General features: G+C 34.8%; 14 protein-coding genes. 10 read left to right on the top strand and 4 right to left on the bottom strand.

Going from position 1 to position 16,645, the window contains the following annotated elements:
* Window position 1: 1 nt before the first annotated feature.
* From sprA to ispE, 3 genes are all read right to left on the bottom strand, one after another.
* A complete protein-coding gene (gene sprA / locus KF896_16125; protein MBX3045241.1) occupies window positions 2-6,925 on the bottom strand; it encodes a cell surface protein SprA in 6,924 nt (2,307 codons plus the stop codon).
* Window positions 6,926-7,184: 259 nt separating this feature from the next.
* A complete protein-coding gene (locus KF896_16120; GenBank protein ID MBX3045240.1) occupies window positions 7,185-7,592 on the bottom strand; it encodes a CoA-binding protein in 408 nt (135 codons plus the stop codon).
* Window positions 7,593-7,683: 91 nt separating this feature from the next.
* A complete protein-coding gene (gene ispE / locus KF896_16115; protein ID MBX3045239.1) occupies window positions 7,684-8,523 on the bottom strand; it encodes a 4-(cytidine 5'-diphospho)-2-C-methyl-D-erythritol kinase in 840 nt (279 codons plus the stop codon).
* Between the two features lie 52 nt (window positions 8,524-8,575).
* On the opposite strand from ispE, the gene KF896_16110 reads away from it, so the two are divergent.
* The 5 genes from KF896_16110 to KF896_16090 all read left to right on the top strand — a co-directional run bounded on the left by KF896_16110 (window position 8,576) and on the right by KF896_16090 (window position 12,976).
* Window positions 8,576-9,328, top strand: a complete 753-nt coding sequence (locus KF896_16110; GenBank protein MBX3045238.1) for a dolichol kinase — start codon at window positions 8,576-8,578, stop codon at window positions 9,326-9,328.
* 7 nt (window positions 9,329-9,335) lie between these two features.
* Window positions 9,336-9,857: a hypothetical protein gene (locus KF896_16105; GenBank protein ID MBX3045237.1), complete on the top strand. Its 522-nt coding sequence runs from the start codon at window positions 9,336-9,338 to the stop codon at window positions 9,855-9,857.
* Window positions 9,858-9,863: 6 nt separating this feature from the next.
* Window positions 9,864-10,904, top strand: coding sequence for an aminotransferase class I/II-fold pyridoxal phosphate-dependent enzyme (locus tag KF896_16100; protein MBX3045236.1), 1,041 nt, complete (start codon window positions 9,864-9,866; stop codon window positions 10,902-10,904).
* Complete coding sequence (locus KF896_16095; GenBank protein ID MBX3045235.1) at window positions 10,904-11,380, top strand: acyl-CoA thioesterase; 477 nt, start codon at window positions 10,904-10,906, stop codon at window positions 11,378-11,380. The genes KF896_16100 and KF896_16095 overlap by 1 nt, the downstream gene beginning before the upstream one ends.
* 321 nt (window positions 11,381-11,701) lie before the next feature.
* A complete protein-coding gene (locus tag KF896_16090) occupies window positions 11,702-12,976 on the top strand; it encodes a site-specific integrase (GenBank protein ID MBX3045234.1) in 1,275 nt (424 codons plus the stop codon).
* Between the two features lie 8 nt (window positions 12,977-12,984).
* Here the strand turns inward: KF896_16090 and KF896_16085 are convergent, their stop codons facing one another.
* Window positions 12,985-13,389 carry a hypothetical protein gene (locus tag KF896_16085; protein MBX3045233.1) on the bottom strand — a complete coding sequence of 135 codons (405 nt, stop codon included), beginning with the start codon at window positions 13,387-13,389 and terminating at the stop codon, window positions 12,985-12,987.
* A 283-nt stretch (window positions 13,390-13,672) separates the two neighbouring features.
* Between KF896_16085 and KF896_16080 the strand changes: the two genes are divergently transcribed.
* From KF896_16080 to KF896_16060, 5 genes are all read left to right on the top strand, one after another.
* Window positions 13,673-13,924 (top strand): helix-turn-helix domain-containing protein, encoded by a 252-nt coding sequence (locus tag KF896_16080; protein MBX3045232.1) that lies wholly within the window; start codon window positions 13,673-13,675, stop codon window positions 13,922-13,924.
* Between the two features lie 99 nt (window positions 13,925-14,023).
* Window positions 14,024-14,344, top strand: coding sequence for a hypothetical protein (locus KF896_16075; GenBank protein MBX3045231.1), 321 nt, complete (start codon window positions 14,024-14,026; stop codon window positions 14,342-14,344).
* Between the two features lie 67 nt (window positions 14,345-14,411).
* Window positions 14,412-15,197 (top strand): hypothetical protein, encoded by a 786-nt coding sequence (locus KF896_16070; GenBank protein ID MBX3045230.1) that lies wholly within the window; start codon window positions 14,412-14,414, stop codon window positions 15,195-15,197.
* A 55-nt stretch (window positions 15,198-15,252) separates the two neighbouring features.
* Window positions 15,253-15,765, top strand: a complete 513-nt coding sequence (locus KF896_16065; protein MBX3045229.1) for a hypothetical protein — start codon at window positions 15,253-15,255, stop codon at window positions 15,763-15,765.
* Window positions 15,766-15,944: 179 nt separating this feature from the next.
* Window positions 15,945-16,634: a hypothetical protein gene (locus KF896_16060; GenBank protein ID MBX3045228.1), complete on the top strand. Its 690-nt coding sequence runs from the start codon at window positions 15,945-15,947 to the stop codon at window positions 16,632-16,634.
* The last annotated feature ends 11 nt before the right edge of the window (window positions 16,635-16,645 follow it).

Below are 16,645 nucleotides of genomic sequence, written 5' to 3'. Positions count from 1 at the left end.
ACTATCTGCCGCCGGCGATTGAGATTCTTAAATCAAATCCAACTTGAGTTGTATGGAAACCCGGCTGAGCTGCACCTTCTGTAAAAGTACCTTCATATCTGACAAAAAATGATGCTGTCAGTCTGCTGCTAAGAGAATATCTTGCTCTTGGCTCGACAATAATCTGAGTATTTCCGTCAAGAGTTTCACCTTCGCTGTTATCACCTGCATAAGTATCAGAGGGTCTTGTTATATCAAATGTGTGACGTTTGTTGCGCTTGTATGTAAGAAGGAAACTGTATTCAAGGTCATTTTTGAGATTTATACCAAAAATTGGGAACTCGAATCCACGCATAGTATAGCTTGCCTGAGCTGTAATTTCATTTGTAAGCTGAGAATTTACACTTGCACGGGCGGCATTATTAATATTGTATGATTTTGTATTCGACCATCTGAGAGTAGCTGTAAGAATACCATCAAGCATATCTTCATCAAACGCAACATTTACACCTATAAATGGCTGGAAGCCGTACTGAACAGTTTGAGTAAGGACGGCACGCCCGTTATCAGTTATTTGTGCATTCTCCTGATATGTAGATACGTACTGATGGTCAACAGACATTCGTGTAATCAAGTTTTTCCAAAGGGCAAATTTTTCAAGTCCTTCCCATCTGATAGACCAATTTACAGCCGGCAGGAATTTTCCTGCTCCGCCCTTCGATAATGAAAATGCTTCCAATCCTTCATAAAATGAATTATTAAGTGCTTCCTGATATCTTTGATTTCTCTCAACATCATTTATAATGCCTGCTTCCCATGCCTGATCAATGAATACTTTTTCCTGCTCATATAAACGGATTACATTCTCTATACTATTATTGAATACGTTAAGACCGAAAATAGTAGGAAATGTATGGAAAGTTCTGTTAAATGATTCAACTGAAATAATGTTTGTAAAGGAAGGATTACCAAACTCATCAGTAACAACGGTTTGATTTTTGTTAAATCCAACTTCAGTCTTCCAGTTTAAATCAATTCTCGCACCCTCCCAGAGTGGCCTGGAAGTCTTTATTTCAAGGTTTGTAGTTTGTCTGAAATTATCCTGCAATCGTGCATTTGCAGGTCTGAGTCCGGGATAGGTCTCGGCTCTGATAAAAGGAAAACTTGCTGAAGGAAGAAGGTTAAATCCTCCATGCGGATGCTCAATCAAACCCATCTGATATGCCCAACTCGGTCCTTGCGACATTTGACTTTCTCGGAATGTCATACCGTTGACCCAGAAATTATGCATACCTGTACCACCGAACACACCGGGATTTGTTGATGAATTTTGTTGATTGAATACAAAGTCAACTTTTTCCCAGTCAAAGAATATTGTTTTCAATATCAGCAAAGGCATTGAGATTGTGGGTCCTGCTTTTTTGGTTGTGTCCGGAGGTCTGTTTGTTCTCAAACCCGGTGGTGCCTTGGGTGCCTGCTGAATTCCGAACCATTCTTCACCTAATGATTTCAATCTGAATCCTAAGCTGAACCTGATTGAATTGTTAAAACTCGCATTTTTAACAATATCCCTAATTTCAGGATTCGACTGAAGCGGGTCAGTCCAGTTATACGTAGTATTGAAAAGTCCTGTTATATCAAAATACTTATTTATACTAAATACATTGGGTAGCATTGGTCTGAGATTAATAGTTACTACCTGAGTGTGCATATTATTTATACCAAAGTCTATCAACTGTCCGTCTCTAAACATCATTTGATTGAATATTTCACTTCCGGTACGCTGATTTCCAAATTCATCAAATTCATGATTTACCAATGTGCTGTTTGTATTTACCGAGTAATCAATTACAGGATTCAGAAAACCTCCTTCAGTTAATTTCCAGCTGAAACTATATAATCTGTTTGCCGAAAAATCGCGTATAATCGGGCTTGGGAAATCAAGAAAACGTGATTGCTCAGTTTGCCTGCGGCGATTCATTGTAATATTTGTATTAAACATTGCCGGAAGGAAATTTATTTTCCACTCACTATATGCACCAAAAAATGGCACTCCCGCAAGCCATGTCAGTGGTTTAACAACTAGCAACTCAGGGATATTCAGATTATGCTGCAAATTAAGTCGCCACTGCCAGTTAAATCTTTCCTCGTAGATTGGTGTTCTTTCGTACTGCTGATTATAGGAATAACCAACAGTAACCTTATTAAAAGTCTCAGATATCAGCCAATGTTTCACAGGAATACCTAATTTGAAACCGGTTATAGCCCAACTGTCAGTAACCTGCATTGTTTGAGAACGGTTAATGACATTATCTCTTGCCGCCTGAGCTTCACCGGGAGTTTTTCCATCGGCAATAGCTTTGTTATAAGCGGCAGTAGCAGCTTCATTCAAGTTTATATCATTATTAGCAACAAATTCCGGTGTCTGAACGATTTCTGAGTGAGTATATGTTATTGGTATTCGCATCTGATTAAAGCTTTTTGGAGCAAATTTTTCGAGATTTCCTGTCATTGTTACATTCCAGTTCAGAGTATGGGCACGGTCACCGAATCTCTCCTCAAGCTGATGGAAGTTTGGCAATTTTTGCTGAAAATTAGCATGAATTGTACCCAAATCAGCAAGAACTAGATTCATAGAGCCAATACCCGACCAATCAGCACTTTGTTCGGGACTAAGAAGTCTTAGTTCATCAACCCACATAGTTGTAGTAAGGTCATTTGGAAATCTTTCATTCGGATTGGATATACCTAACCCGAAGAATTGCACACGAGTTAAAATTGGATTTCCTTTAACTACGAAAGTTGCATATGGATCACCCGGTACAGGCTGCTCAAATCTGTCATACAATACTAATGAATCACGAATTTGTTTGATTGACGAAAGCTGTATCAGGTCTATACCAACATCAGTCCAACCACGTGTAAGCGGTCGGCGGTACTCATAATAATTAGATGAGTCAATACCAAATCGAATGAATGCATAGGCTTTCGGAACTGCTCCCGGAATTAGAACATCAGGCATCGAACCATCACCATGGATAAAGAATTTCAATTTTTTGTAGAAAAATATGTCCATTGGTCTGAAAAATCTTACTGACATTCTTTCTTCACCGTATCTCAGGTTTTTCACACCGACAGCAATAGACTGTTCGTTCATTCTGACATCACGAGTAGGGTCAGGATTATTAAGTAATCTTGGTGCGGCTACACCGGGAGGCATAGTGTAATAATCAGGAGGTCCTGAGTTTTCCCATAAATTTACAAAAGCAACAGATAAAACACTGTCTTTTTCATCTGTTTCAGTAAGGTTACTGACTCTTTGCCACTGCGAACCGACAAGTCGCCAGTCAGCAATAGATGCATCTAAAAATCCACCTTGAACTCTTACTCTTACATACTGGATATTTGAGAATAATGGATTACCCACTGAAGAATTTGGTTTACGGATTGGAATTCTGTACAAAAACCATCCGGCTTCAGGATTACCACCTATGATTTGCGAATTCTGTTCAGCTTCAAAGTCATATTGAGATAGGTTGACTTCATAAGAAAAATATGAGTTGTCGAGTGAAATTTCTTGTCCGTTATTTCGGTTCAAAACTTCCTGGTCGGGAAACTGTCCAAGTTCGGAAACTGTTGCATTACCTTCATAATTATTATATTTAACAAAGTCATCAGGGGTTCTGTCCCTGTCATCCTTTTGGAAATTAAAAGCGTAGTCGTCACGTGCCGGATCCTGCTCCTGATTTATAGGGAACGGATAGTCTTCACGCTCTCTGTCATTAGCTTTAGCGTCAATACCGATATCTTCACCCGGGTCAATAATCCCGTTTACTCTTGGACTTGCCGGTGTGATACCGTCTTCAGTATCGTTCACTTGATTAGGAATGACATCTTCACTAATTTGACCTAAGTCAATAAACAACCTTGTCTGTCCCGGGTCACGACCATTTACTTTAATCATCAACTCAAGAAATTCTACGTTCTCATTATCAAAATTTGTATTAAATGTAGAAAGCAGACGCATCATACCACCCCAAACACGCGGCTTAACTGTATCTCTCTGAGAGAATCTGTCATTAGGATTGAAGTAGCCCTCATTATTTTCATCAAGGTATTCAGGATTTTTATTATAAATACCGCGGATATTTGGATCAAAATTTATATGCAAAGGATTAAGGAAGTTTCTGCCAGCCTGATATGTCTCATTATTAGGATATACTTCTCTTATCGGAACTCTTGGAATAAAATACTGATACCAGAACATTCTGCCTTTGAAATTAACTGCAATTGTATCGTGTTCCCAATAATCAGTATCAACTGCAGGTGAGGCGTGAGACCACTGACTTGCGTTAAGTCCAAGAGGTATATATCTTTGGGCACCTTCAAAGTCATCAATATAAACAACCGGTTCATTATTATCTGAAGCAATATCTGAGGTTCTCTTATTCGGTGTAGGCAGAATCATAGCCCATTCACCACGCATAGTAAGAGAAGACGGTGCTTTAGTATCATAAAACGGTAAATAATCAAGTGCTTTTGTAAGCCACGGAGCTTGTAAATCAAGTGTACCGTCAAAACCGAAGATTGAATTTGACATTGGCTCTTCTCCAAGTCTTACACGGTCAATAACAGCAGCCTGATCATAATGCATAAATGTAAAACCAAGATTTGCCAAAGTATTTCGGCTTTTGTGAAGTATAAAATCACCTCTTATACCTGCGAGGGTCTTGGTAGCAATATTAAAAATATCACGCTGTTCATATTCTACTTTCAAATTTGCATTAGGAAGAGTTGCCCTTTGATTTCGCAAAGTAAGGGTTCCTGCGAAATAGTCAATCACATAATCCTGATTCTCGATTAATTCCACACCATCCAAAGTAACACGTACTGAGCCGCGAGCAATATTGAAGCCACCAAGCTGAATTCTGTTACTTGCTCTTCCTGATACTTCACCTGAGATGATGAATCTGTCACGTGCTGTATTAAGTCTTGCAATTTCATAAGTCGTATCGTATGGAGCACTGAACATATATTGAAAAGCAAGTTCAGGATTGCCTATTTCCGGTCTTGAGAAATATTTAACAAGTGCAGAATCAAATGGTCTTACATTTGGAAATGTAATCAAACCTTCATTTGCATCAAAGAATGGTGGAACCAAATCAAATAATCCGTCTGGTTGTGGAGCGCCACTTGCATTATTAACCTGATCAACCTGAAATATAGTTACAAGTTTATCAGGTGCTCCTTCTATAACATCAGTTGAGTCGTTGTTTCTATTCAAATACCAAACATTGATATTTGTCTCAGCTACATTGATATTTCTGGAATTAATATCGAAAATATTCTTCATCTGCCTGTCCCATAGTGACTTGAATCCGGGTTGCAGATTTGGGCGATATATAAGTTTTAATATTAATGTATCTTTTGGACCTGCAATTGAAGCAAGATTACCGAAACACAAGTCATCTTCTCTTGCTGAAGTTGGACCTTCAATTCGGTAAGCGACGGCATAATATCTGTCAACTCTCATATTACGTATGTGAATTGTACCAAGATTAGGGTCGTAACGGTATTTTGAACTATCCATTCTTGCAAAGTTTCCACGCTCAACAAAACCTGCACGAATTGGTGTTTCAAGGAGCTGTTCAGGATATTTTTCACCTGCGAGTGCTCTGATTGGCTCTAAGTCAGCAATTGCTATTGAGCGACCGGCGATAATTTCACCTTCGCGAACATCATTGGTTGACTCATAAACTTCAATTTCTTTAATTCGGTAAGGGTCTGCTTCAGGTGGTATTACAGGATTTGAATTTTCAAAATATTTATTATAAATTTTGAAATATGCTGTATCCAAAAAGAAGTGATTTCTTGCGAAATCATAAGCTCTCAATGAAAAATACTGCTTGCTGGCACCACCCTGAACATCAACAAACCTTCTTTCTCCCCGTCTTTGCGAAAACAATGTTTTGAGGAAAAGAGGTCCGAATTGAAAGTCTGCTCTTACACCAAATAATGTCTGTCCGCCTCTGATAAGAGTAGTAGGCAGAGGCAAATTCACATTACCAACTTCGACAAGTTTGATTATATCATCATCATAACCTTCGTATCCAACTTTGAAGGTATTGTCCATATCGAAAGTACGTCGTGTATTCCAGTCAGTATTCAGTTTAAGTTTATCGCCAACTCTACCACTTACATTTACTCTGATATCCTGATGAAAAATAGGAGCTGACTGCGTCTGTCCAAACTGAGATACAGTACCGAGATTCTGAGAATCCCATCTCCAACCTATTCTAAGGTTAACTTCGCCATTGACATTTATTCCGATTTCAGGTTTACCGAATATGCTCATAACAGGATTTGGTGGCACTGGAATCGTAAGTCCCGTCGCAGAGCCGATAAGTCTTGCGAGGTCTCCCTGAGACAGAGCCATTGTCAGGTCATATCTTGTTAGAAGGGAGTCCCAGATTTGCTGTTGTAATTGCTTTTGTCTGATTTTAGTATATTCGTCCAAATTCATCACATAAGGTATGCCGACTTCATTTGAATCAACCATCTCGACAGAAACAAATTTTTCTCCCATTTCATCCATTGATTTTCTGACATTAAGTCCATCAGGCTGATTTTGCTGGTTTAACCCAAACTTATGGTCGTAAAAATTTGTCCTTTGAACATCAGGCTTTTTGAGATATGTTGGTGTAGCAAAGTGATAAGTTGAAACAGTATCACGCTGAAATAGAGGATTATCTTCAAGCTCCCATTCGCTTTGAAGGTATATCGGCAGAAAGAAGTTGTAATTTAAGAAAAACCAGGAGGGCAGTTGGCTACCTGCAAGATTGCTTAAGGGGTTTGAGTAATATATAAAAGAAAAGTTATTATAAGAATAACTTTTCCCTGTAAAAAGCATACAGAGTAACAATATGACCGGAGCTGACTTCTTCAAACTGCAACGCAAAATTTTACTTACACAATAACTGACACATACATTGAGTAAATGTTTTTTATCTCAAATCTCATACCGAATTTTAGTATCTAAAACATTCTTGACGAAAAATTATCTAAATCGTAGCAGTTTTCTATAGAATTCTCCAATTAATTATTTTTTTGCACATTATCAAAAACAAATATAACTAAAAATACTGTTTTGTTACAAATTTTATTTTAATTTGTCGTTAATAGTTGGAAAAATTTAAAAAAATATTTTATTTGCTCAATATGATATATTCTCTGTACATACATTTATCTTCAATGTATTCTATACCATTTGCTTCAGCAAGCAATTTGCCTTCCGGACTGACAATGTCCTGCTGAAGCCAAATAACTTTGATGTCACCACGCGTATTTTTCCGTTCAACTGCCTCCTTTATAACATCCAGAGCTACTTCAGATGGTCTGAAAACATTCAAAATATCAATTTCCTCGGGGATATCAGCGATATTCTTGTATGCAGTTAAATTTGAAATCTGCCCGGTAGTAGGATTAATAGGTATAACGTTGTAACCTTGTTTTTTCATAAATAACGGAACTGTATGAGAAGGTTTATAAGGCTGTTTTGACATCCCGTAAACTGCGATTGTATTATAATTATCAAAAATTTCTTCGATGCTCATAAGATAATATTCTCTTGTAAATTTCAACTTTAAAAACGTAAATGAAATAGATTTCTTGTAAATTTCATGTTAATTAATCTTAAAACAAAAATTATGCCGAAACATAACAAAAATAGTCAGGAAATTCTTTCTGCAAATCGTTTATTTTGATTTCTGTATCAAACAAACCAAATACAGTCGAACCACTACCAGACATAAGTGCAAAATCAGCACCCATTTCGTATAGTCTTTCTTTGATTAGTTTTATTTCAGGATACTTTTCAAAAATTACATCTTCGAAGTCATTAGTCAAGAAGTCCTTAAATCTTGAAGGTTCGTGATGATATTCTTCAATAAATTTCTCATAATCTATATCAACCATATAACGTGAATTGCGATTAAGCATAGAATAGGCTTCAGGAGTGGAAATATGAAGTCCCGGATTGACAATTGCAACATTTGTCAAAATCGGAGCATGTATTACTTTGATATTTTCACCTCTTCCCCACCCTTTAGCAAGTCTGGCACCACTTAAAAAAAAACCACAGTCAGAGCCTATCATATTAGTTACTTTTTGCAAATTGTGATAGGAGGCTGCAACATCATACAGCCTGTTGAGTGCAATTATAGTTGTGGTTGCATCACTACTGCCTCCACCAAGACCACCTCCGAGCGGAATATTCTTTTTAACATCAACTCTGAATCCACCTTTGACGTGAAATTCTTTTAAAAATAATTTTCCGGCTTTGTATATTAAATTTTCCTCTATGGGTATATTTAACTCAGGCTCAGTAATGATTTCGATAGTATCTGATTTCGAAAAAGTCAGCTCATCATATAAATTTATCAAATAAAATACAGTATTTATATTATGATATCCGTCTTTTCTCAAATTTAAAACCTGAAGACCTAAATTTATTTTTGAATATGCGTAATAATTTAATACATTCATATTTTTAAAAAGTGATTATTCAAAAAAAGTTTTTTCAAAAATACAAAACAATATGGAAATATACACAGAAAATAACGAAATAAATGAAAAGGACTTATCAAATGGTAGTCCTCTTGAACAAAATTCCAATAAAAATAAGAAGAAAAACAAAAAAAAGAAACAAATTCCCTATTCACAGGAAGTTTTAAGGAAAAGTGTCCATCTTATATCCCTTAACATTCCTATTATATATATATTCGTATCGCAAAAATTTGCACTATCGATTCTTATTCCAATGGCATTAATTGCAGTAACACTTGATATACTAAGCAGGAAAGAAGATTCATGGGCAAACAAATTTATATATGGGCTTTTTGGTGGTATGCTTCGCAAACACGAACTCAAAAAAAACAAACTCATTCTAAATGGTGCTTCTTGGGTTTTGATTAGTGCAGTACTGACAGTTCTTGTCTTTCCAAAAGTTATCGCCGTAATATCTTTTATAATATTAATTGTATCTGATATTGCAGCGGCTCTTGTTGGAAGGAAATGGGGAACAACCAAACTTGGCAAAAAATCTTTGGAAGGAACCCTGGCATTTATGGTTTCCGGGATTTTAGTCGTGGCTATTGTGGGCATAATTTTTAACGCAAATATTTATTTTTATATAGCAGGAGTTCTTGGGGCTGTCGTAGGTGGTTTTGGTGAACTTTACGCCAAAGAACTTAAACTTGATGACAATTTAAGCATTCCGGTTGGTGTAGGCATTACAATGCTTGCAATTGCAAGACTTTGGAATGATTCTTTTCTTTACTTAATGAATTGATTAAAATATGAATAATTCTGAAAAAAAATCAAGACTGTTACCTTACATATTTGCAGGTTTTGGCGTTGGAATTCTGCTCGTAGCTTTTTATTTCCAATTTTCTAAAGCAAAATTTGAAATATCCGATATTTATACAGACAGCTCAGAAACAGGAAAATATGTTTTCTTATTTGTTGAAACAAAATCCAATAAACACAATGAGCTCCTTAACTGGGCAAACGACATTAAAAACAGTGACGATTTACTCTCGATGCCAGATAAAACAAAACCGGCAATTTTGACAGTGTATTTTTATAATCCAAACGATACAACTGAACTTGATGAAAAAACAACAAATTCACTCAAGGAAAGGTATTCTGATAAAACTGATTTTACTAAAAAAATCAACTACTCGCCTCATGGCTGGCAGTATATCGGACATAACGACAGCTCAATAGAAGAGCTTCCACGCGATACAGTATATAAAACTTATGTATTTGTACCAAAAACAGGTTACCGAGCACATGAAATTATCAAACAAATATATTGATGCCTTATGATTGACTTAAGAAGCGATACAGTAACTGTTCCAAGCGATGAAATGCGTCGCTATATGATGTACGCACAAGTAGGCGATGACGTCTATGGTGAAGACCCAACAATTAATGCTCTGCAAGAAAAGACTGCTGAACTCTTCGGAAAAGAAGCAGCACTTTTTGTACCTTCAGGGACTATGAGTAATCAAATTTCACTAAAAGTACTCACTAATCCTGCTGATGAAGTAATTATTGAAGCAGATGCACACGTCTTTTATTACGAAACAGCCGCACCTGCTGTAATTTCCAATGTGCAGTTTTTTACAATACCATCAGAATCAGGCGAGATTCCACTTGACAAAATCGAAAAGGCTATCAGACCCGATATTTATTATTTTCCTAAAACTAAGGCAATTTTTGTTGAAAATACTCATAACCGTCACGGCGGTACAGTTATTTCAATTGATTATATCAAAAGTTTGAGAGAATTAGCAGACAAATACGGGCTTTATCTTCATCTCGACGGTGCAAGAATTTGGAATGCTCATATAGCTTCTGGTGTCAGTCTCGAAGAATACGGCAAATATTTCGATACAATTTCAGTTTGCCTTTCAAAAGGAATGGGAGCGCCCGCCGGTTCACTAATGGTTTCTGATGCGAGCAAAATTAATGGCGGATTGAAATGGAGAAAGATTTTGGGTGGTGGAATGCGTCAAGCCGGAATTCTGGCGGCAGCAGGAATTTTTGCCATCGAAAATAATCTTCAATTAATAGCTGATGACCACATTCGTACAAGAAGATTTGCTAAAGCTGTCGCTGAAATGGACTCTGTTGAGCTGAATCTTGAAAGTGTTCAGACTAATATGGCAGTATTTAAACTGGATGATAATATATTGACGTCAGATTTTGTAAATGAGTGCAGGAGTCGCGGACTACTGCTTTCAGAAATTGGTGACAACAAAATAAGAACAGTTTTCCATCTACAAATTTCAGATATAATGACTGATAATGCAATTGATATAATTTACGAATCAATAAAAACTATGCTCGGAGAACTATAATGAAAAGATTGACAGAAGAAGAAGTCCAGATTGAAGTATCTAAATTTAAATTTGTTACTCACGACCAAGTAAAATTTCACGAAGTGGATTCATTTGGAGTGGTTCACAATATACAGTATTTCTACTTCTTTGAATGGGCTCGGACAAAATATCTCGAGTGGGTCGGTTTTCCGTTAAATCACCGCACATTTACTGCCGAGCATCCTATAATGACTGTACATCACGAAATGGATTATTTCAATCCTCTATATTTCACAAGCGAATACGAAATATTAACAAGAGTCAGGGTTATCAAAAACTCATCTCTTGTAATGGATAATATCATACGTAATCTTGATGGTAAAATTTCTGCTAAAGCAAGTGTAACACTTGTCTATATGAGCAATGAAGACTACAAGCCTACAAGAATACCGGATGTTCACCGCGATATGATTATTCAAATGGAAGGAGATGATATCGAGGTAATTGATAAGTAAAATTGAATGACAAGTTTAATTTCAAATGAGATTTGTCCAAATTCCGTACAAAATAGATGTAGATGAAAGCTTGAAAATAATCGAAAAAAGGCTGTGATTGATTTCACAGCCTTTCTAAATTTTACGTGGTCAGAGAGGGATTTGAACCCAGTGAATCTACATGAAACCTAATGAAACTAAATAAACCTCAAAACTATGACATATAATGTAGTTATAGAAAATATGAAACTTAATCATTCAGATAATTATTTTTGATTTCACACTAAACTGTCAAAACTTTCGTCAAAACTATTTTGTAAACAATTGAATTATAGGTGTTTAGTGGGTGAGTATAAAATAAACTATTATTTGCAGAAGGTAGTTAAAGAAAAAACATATCATTTTATCCTGATTTCCGTTGCATGGAATAATCAACGAATTCGTACAACTTTAAAAATTAATATTGAAGAAAATCTATGGGATATAAGAAAACAACGTGCAAAAGCATCGTCTAAGAACCCCCGCCAGATAAATGATAAATTAGATGATATTCGTGTAAAAATGAAAAATTATTTTGCAGAAAGCGAAAAAGAATTAAACAGAGTTCCTACAGTTAAAGAAACCAAGACTGTTTTAGATGCTATAATTAATAATCGGGAATTTAAGCAGAGTAAAGATAAAAATGATTCAAAGCAAATATCATTTATGCGGGTATTCGATTTATTTATAGAAGATACAACAACAGGAGCAAGATTATCCGGTAGCGGTAAACGTATTAAAAAATCAACAATAACAAGCTATGTGACCACAAAAAATCATCTTATAGAATTATCTAAAGGCAAAAAAAAAGAATTATATTTTGACGATATAAATGATACTTTTTTTGCAAACTTAACAAATTACCTTACGGAGAAGAAATTAGCAAATAATTCGCAGGGGAGACTTGTGAAAATTGTAAAGACGTTTATGCACTGGTCTCTTGAAAAAGGTTTTCATAACAACCGGACATTCATTAAATCACTTAAAATCTTTGATGAAAAAACAACAAAAATAGCATTGAATAAATCAGAACTTGAAGCAATTGAAAACATAACAGATTTATCACCGCGATTGGAACGAACCCGTGATATGTTCCTAACCCAATGTTATTGCGGTTTAAGATTCTCTGACCTCATAAATTTAAAACCCGAAAATATTAATTTTGAAGAAAAGATAATTTCAATTTACACTGTAAAAACAAAAGATCCGCTGATTGTACCGATTACAACAAAACTACAAGTAATTTTGAAGAAATATAAATCAAAGTTTCCAAAAATATCAAGCCAAAAATATAATGAAGCAATCAAAGAATTGTGTCAAGAAGCAGGTATGACAGATAATATTCAGTTAACATATAATATAGGTTCTGAACGAATAGATGAAATTAAACCTAAATATGAACTTATAAGTTCACATACTGGTCGCCGGACATTTATAACTTTAAGCCTCCGCAGAGGCTTATTGGAAGATGTCATCATGCAGGTATCAGGACATACAAATAAAAAAAGTTTTCAGCGGTATGTTAGAATTGCCAAATCAGATGCAATTAATGAAGTCCGCAGTGCATGGGAAGATTAATATGTTTATTATTTCTGCTTATTTATATTAGATTCAAATCCTGAAATAAGAGAATTAATTGTAGCGCTTGTATTGCTTTTATGAATCGCTTTATATTTTTTTACGAAATTTACCGCTTTATTTATTGTTTTTTGTGTTGCTTCTTCAGAGTATTTCGATTTTAAAACTTCTCTTATACGTTCATAATTAACATAAGAAAGCTTATCTTTTTCAGATCCAGAAGATTTCTTTTTATGAGCAATCCTATATTCTACTTCTTCATCATTCATTTCCCACGTCATAAAAGTAAATCTACAATCCGAACATTCCCTTCTTATTTCAGGAGAATTATATCTACCATTCTTTATAGTCGTCTCATTTCCACAAAATGGACATTTTACTTTATTAATATTCACTATCTTTTGAGTTTTCATACAAAATCCTGTTTTTAAATAATTATTAGTTTAGAAACTTTAAGATTAAGATAATATTGTATAATGATCAAAATTCAATAAATTATTAATATCAGATTATAACATTATAAAATTGAATCCAAATTACTTATTAGAACTTGATGATATTTTAAAATATATTAAAAAGCCACAAAACTCAGTTTGTGAAATAAAAAAAAACACAAACTAACTTCTGATGAATCAAGCGTAAAAAATGGTATTATATTTGAATATAATTTATTATCATTATGAAGGAAAACATATTTTGAAACCTGAAAAGCTTGTAAAATTAGTTAGAGCTACAATACGGCAAGAACTATCGGAGTACAAATTGAATTTCGGAAATCCGGTTCAGGAAGACAAACTTTACACACGTAAAGAAGTAATGCAGGAACTTAAATTAAGTTCTACATCAGTTTGGAAAATGTGCCGATCAGGAGAACTAAAATTCACAAGGATCGGTAGGAAGCTCTATTTTTCTAAGTCAGCAATTGATCATTTATTTAGCCAGAATTAGACAGAGTATTTTATGATTTATGAAATTTATAAATTGAAATTTGAAATTTGGAATAAACAGTACGGCCGTACTTTTAATTAACATTTATGAGGAGTTTTTATGACAGAAAAAATCAGTCCCGTGTCACATCTCTGGGACAGATACGGAATCATCGAAGATTGTATATATGAAATCGATGGTGTTGTAAATGTAATAATTGGTAAAGAAAATCAAATTATCGGAGAATTTGATGCTTTATCCATTATTCAGCAAATAATGGAATGTTCCAATCCGATGATGCATCCCAATTACTCTTATGAGTACCGTCTTGCAGAAAGTTATATTTATTCTTTTGCATGGAATATTGTTGGTACATTTAAGTACAGCGACTATTCTGCTGAGTTAGTAATTAACTTGGTAGAATCGATACAGAATTTGTAAAACTATTTTATTAACAACCCTGCCCTGAATATTAAACAAGCAGGGTATAAATATAGAGATAAATGTTATGGGAAAATCTAAAAAAAGAGTCCGTAGAAATAATGGACAACAAGCGTCAAAAAGCTCATCAGTATTGATGAATAATGGTAATCAAGATGCATTTGCTCCGATACCTAAAGCTACTCAACTCTCAACAAAAAAGTTTTCAATAGAAAAAGTAGAAGAATTAAGGCACTTGCTTGACAACTATGGTGTTTTAATTGTAATGAAAAACCAGGAATCATATTTATATATTCCTTTTCTTAAACTCATCAAAATGAAAGATAAGATTGAATCCGAATACTTAATTTTGGCTCGTGTATTTATGGATGATTTCTTATTCAGACAAGACTTGTTTAGTAATTTTGATTTTGAAACCGTTTCATACTTACGCGACATACCAAAGATGCTGAGCAATACACCAGATTGGTTGGATAGTTTGAGCATTATGAATCAAGCAAATGCTGAACGAGTTCTACCCGAAATATTTTCTTTACCAATTTCAGACCGAAATTCTGCATTGAACAAGTATTTTGGAACTCCCAAATCATCTTCATACAATGATAAGGATGTAAAATCTGTAATTATTGGTAAAGATGCAATTGTTGCAGAAAATGGTATAACCATAGATTTAGATGCCATCAGCAAACTTGATAAGAAAGAATATCCTTTTGTCGTTATTGATTCAACAAATAGTCAGTATCCAATGACAGAAGCGGACTTTGAGAGATTCCGAGAATTAGCAACTAAAGGTAACGAGGGCAAGGAATATCTTGATGAATTATTGTCTAAAAGAAGACAAAGCAACATTTAATTTTTATTAACAAATTACCGGGGGCAACTCCGGTAAAATTTAGAAGGAGACTGAAATGGAGAAATACTATGACGAACCATTGAATGAAGACGAATATGATAATTATTATAATTATGAACTCTTCTATGCAATGGAAAAAGAAGAGGCAGAAGCAATTGATAAAATCAGGATGTCTTATTCAATTAACCCTTGGGAGTTAATAGCTATTGCTATTGGTTTAGATAGAACGGCAAAAAGGCATTATTACAGCAAAGAACACGAAACTCCATATTATGGGGAACCAACCCCAGATTGGTGGATAGGGACGCGATCATTAGCAAAAAAAATTGGACTACATCTTTTTAATCCTTATTCTTTTTACGAATTTGTTTCTGGTAAATGGAGTTATGAAGAACTGATAAAATATTTAGGTTATGAAGTTGACGAATACGGTCTGGTTTGGTACACGGAAGAAGAAAAAGCTAATATTGGCAAAGAAACTACTAAAGTGGATTATCAGGAACAATCAGAAATTATATTACCACCGGAACAAGTTGCTTCGATGAATGAAATTTTGGGGATTCTATAACAATTAACATCCGGCGGTATAAGTGCCGCCGGCAATATTAATTATAAGTTATTTAATATTGATGATATATCTAATCAAGTTTACGGATTTGATATTATTGAATAACTGGAAAATGAAGTCTTTGTTAGAAGAAATTTGAGATTTAAAATAAACTTTTTTTTACTTATTAGGAGGGTATCATGGATTATACCACAATTAAGAATAAGCAACGATGTGCATTCAAGCTATTAGACCCGTTACGTTATTCAATAAACGACTTCGCCATTCAATTTGGTGATGCAGTAATAATCAGGATGAAAGACGATTCATACTTCATATTGGGTTTGGATGAAATTGCGTTATATAGCGAAAACAAAGAAGCTAAAATTCAACAAAATTTAAAAGCACCAGTGGCAATTTATGAATTAGCTGAGATGGGCTTCCGATTGATGAATTACTATTACGAGAACATACCTCATGAAGTACCATTTCTAATTATGGATTCGTATTGTAATAAGGTTGGTAAACGTTTGAAAGTTGACAGAATTGCTTTTGTTGACGAAAAGAAATTCCTGATTAAGATGTCCAAGAAACATATTCAGCAGAATATTGATACATATTTCAAAAAAGAGTCTCCTGTTCCCAGGAATATGAAATTTTACGGGAGAAGCAAGATAACAATGCCAGTAATTTATATGCCAGGAGAGTTTGATGAAATCAACAAAGTTCAAGAATTAGTTTCTAATTCTCGGTCATTAATAGCTGAATCTGGTAATGTAATTATTGACAATGTTGCAGCAACTGTGAACAAGATTGATGATATTGTAATATCAGGTGATATGAGCAATATGAATGTGGATTCTGAAATTCAACTGACGGAAAGTACATAAATCAAATAATA

The organism is Ignavibacteriota bacterium, assembly GCA_019637995.1.
In the GTDB taxonomy this organism is placed as follows: domain Bacteria; phylum Bacteroidota; class Ignavibacteria; order Kapaibacteriales; family UBA2268; genus JANJTB01.
The sequence above is the reverse complement of the archived record's forward strand: the minus strand, read 5'-3'. Positions and strand labels throughout refer to the sequence as shown.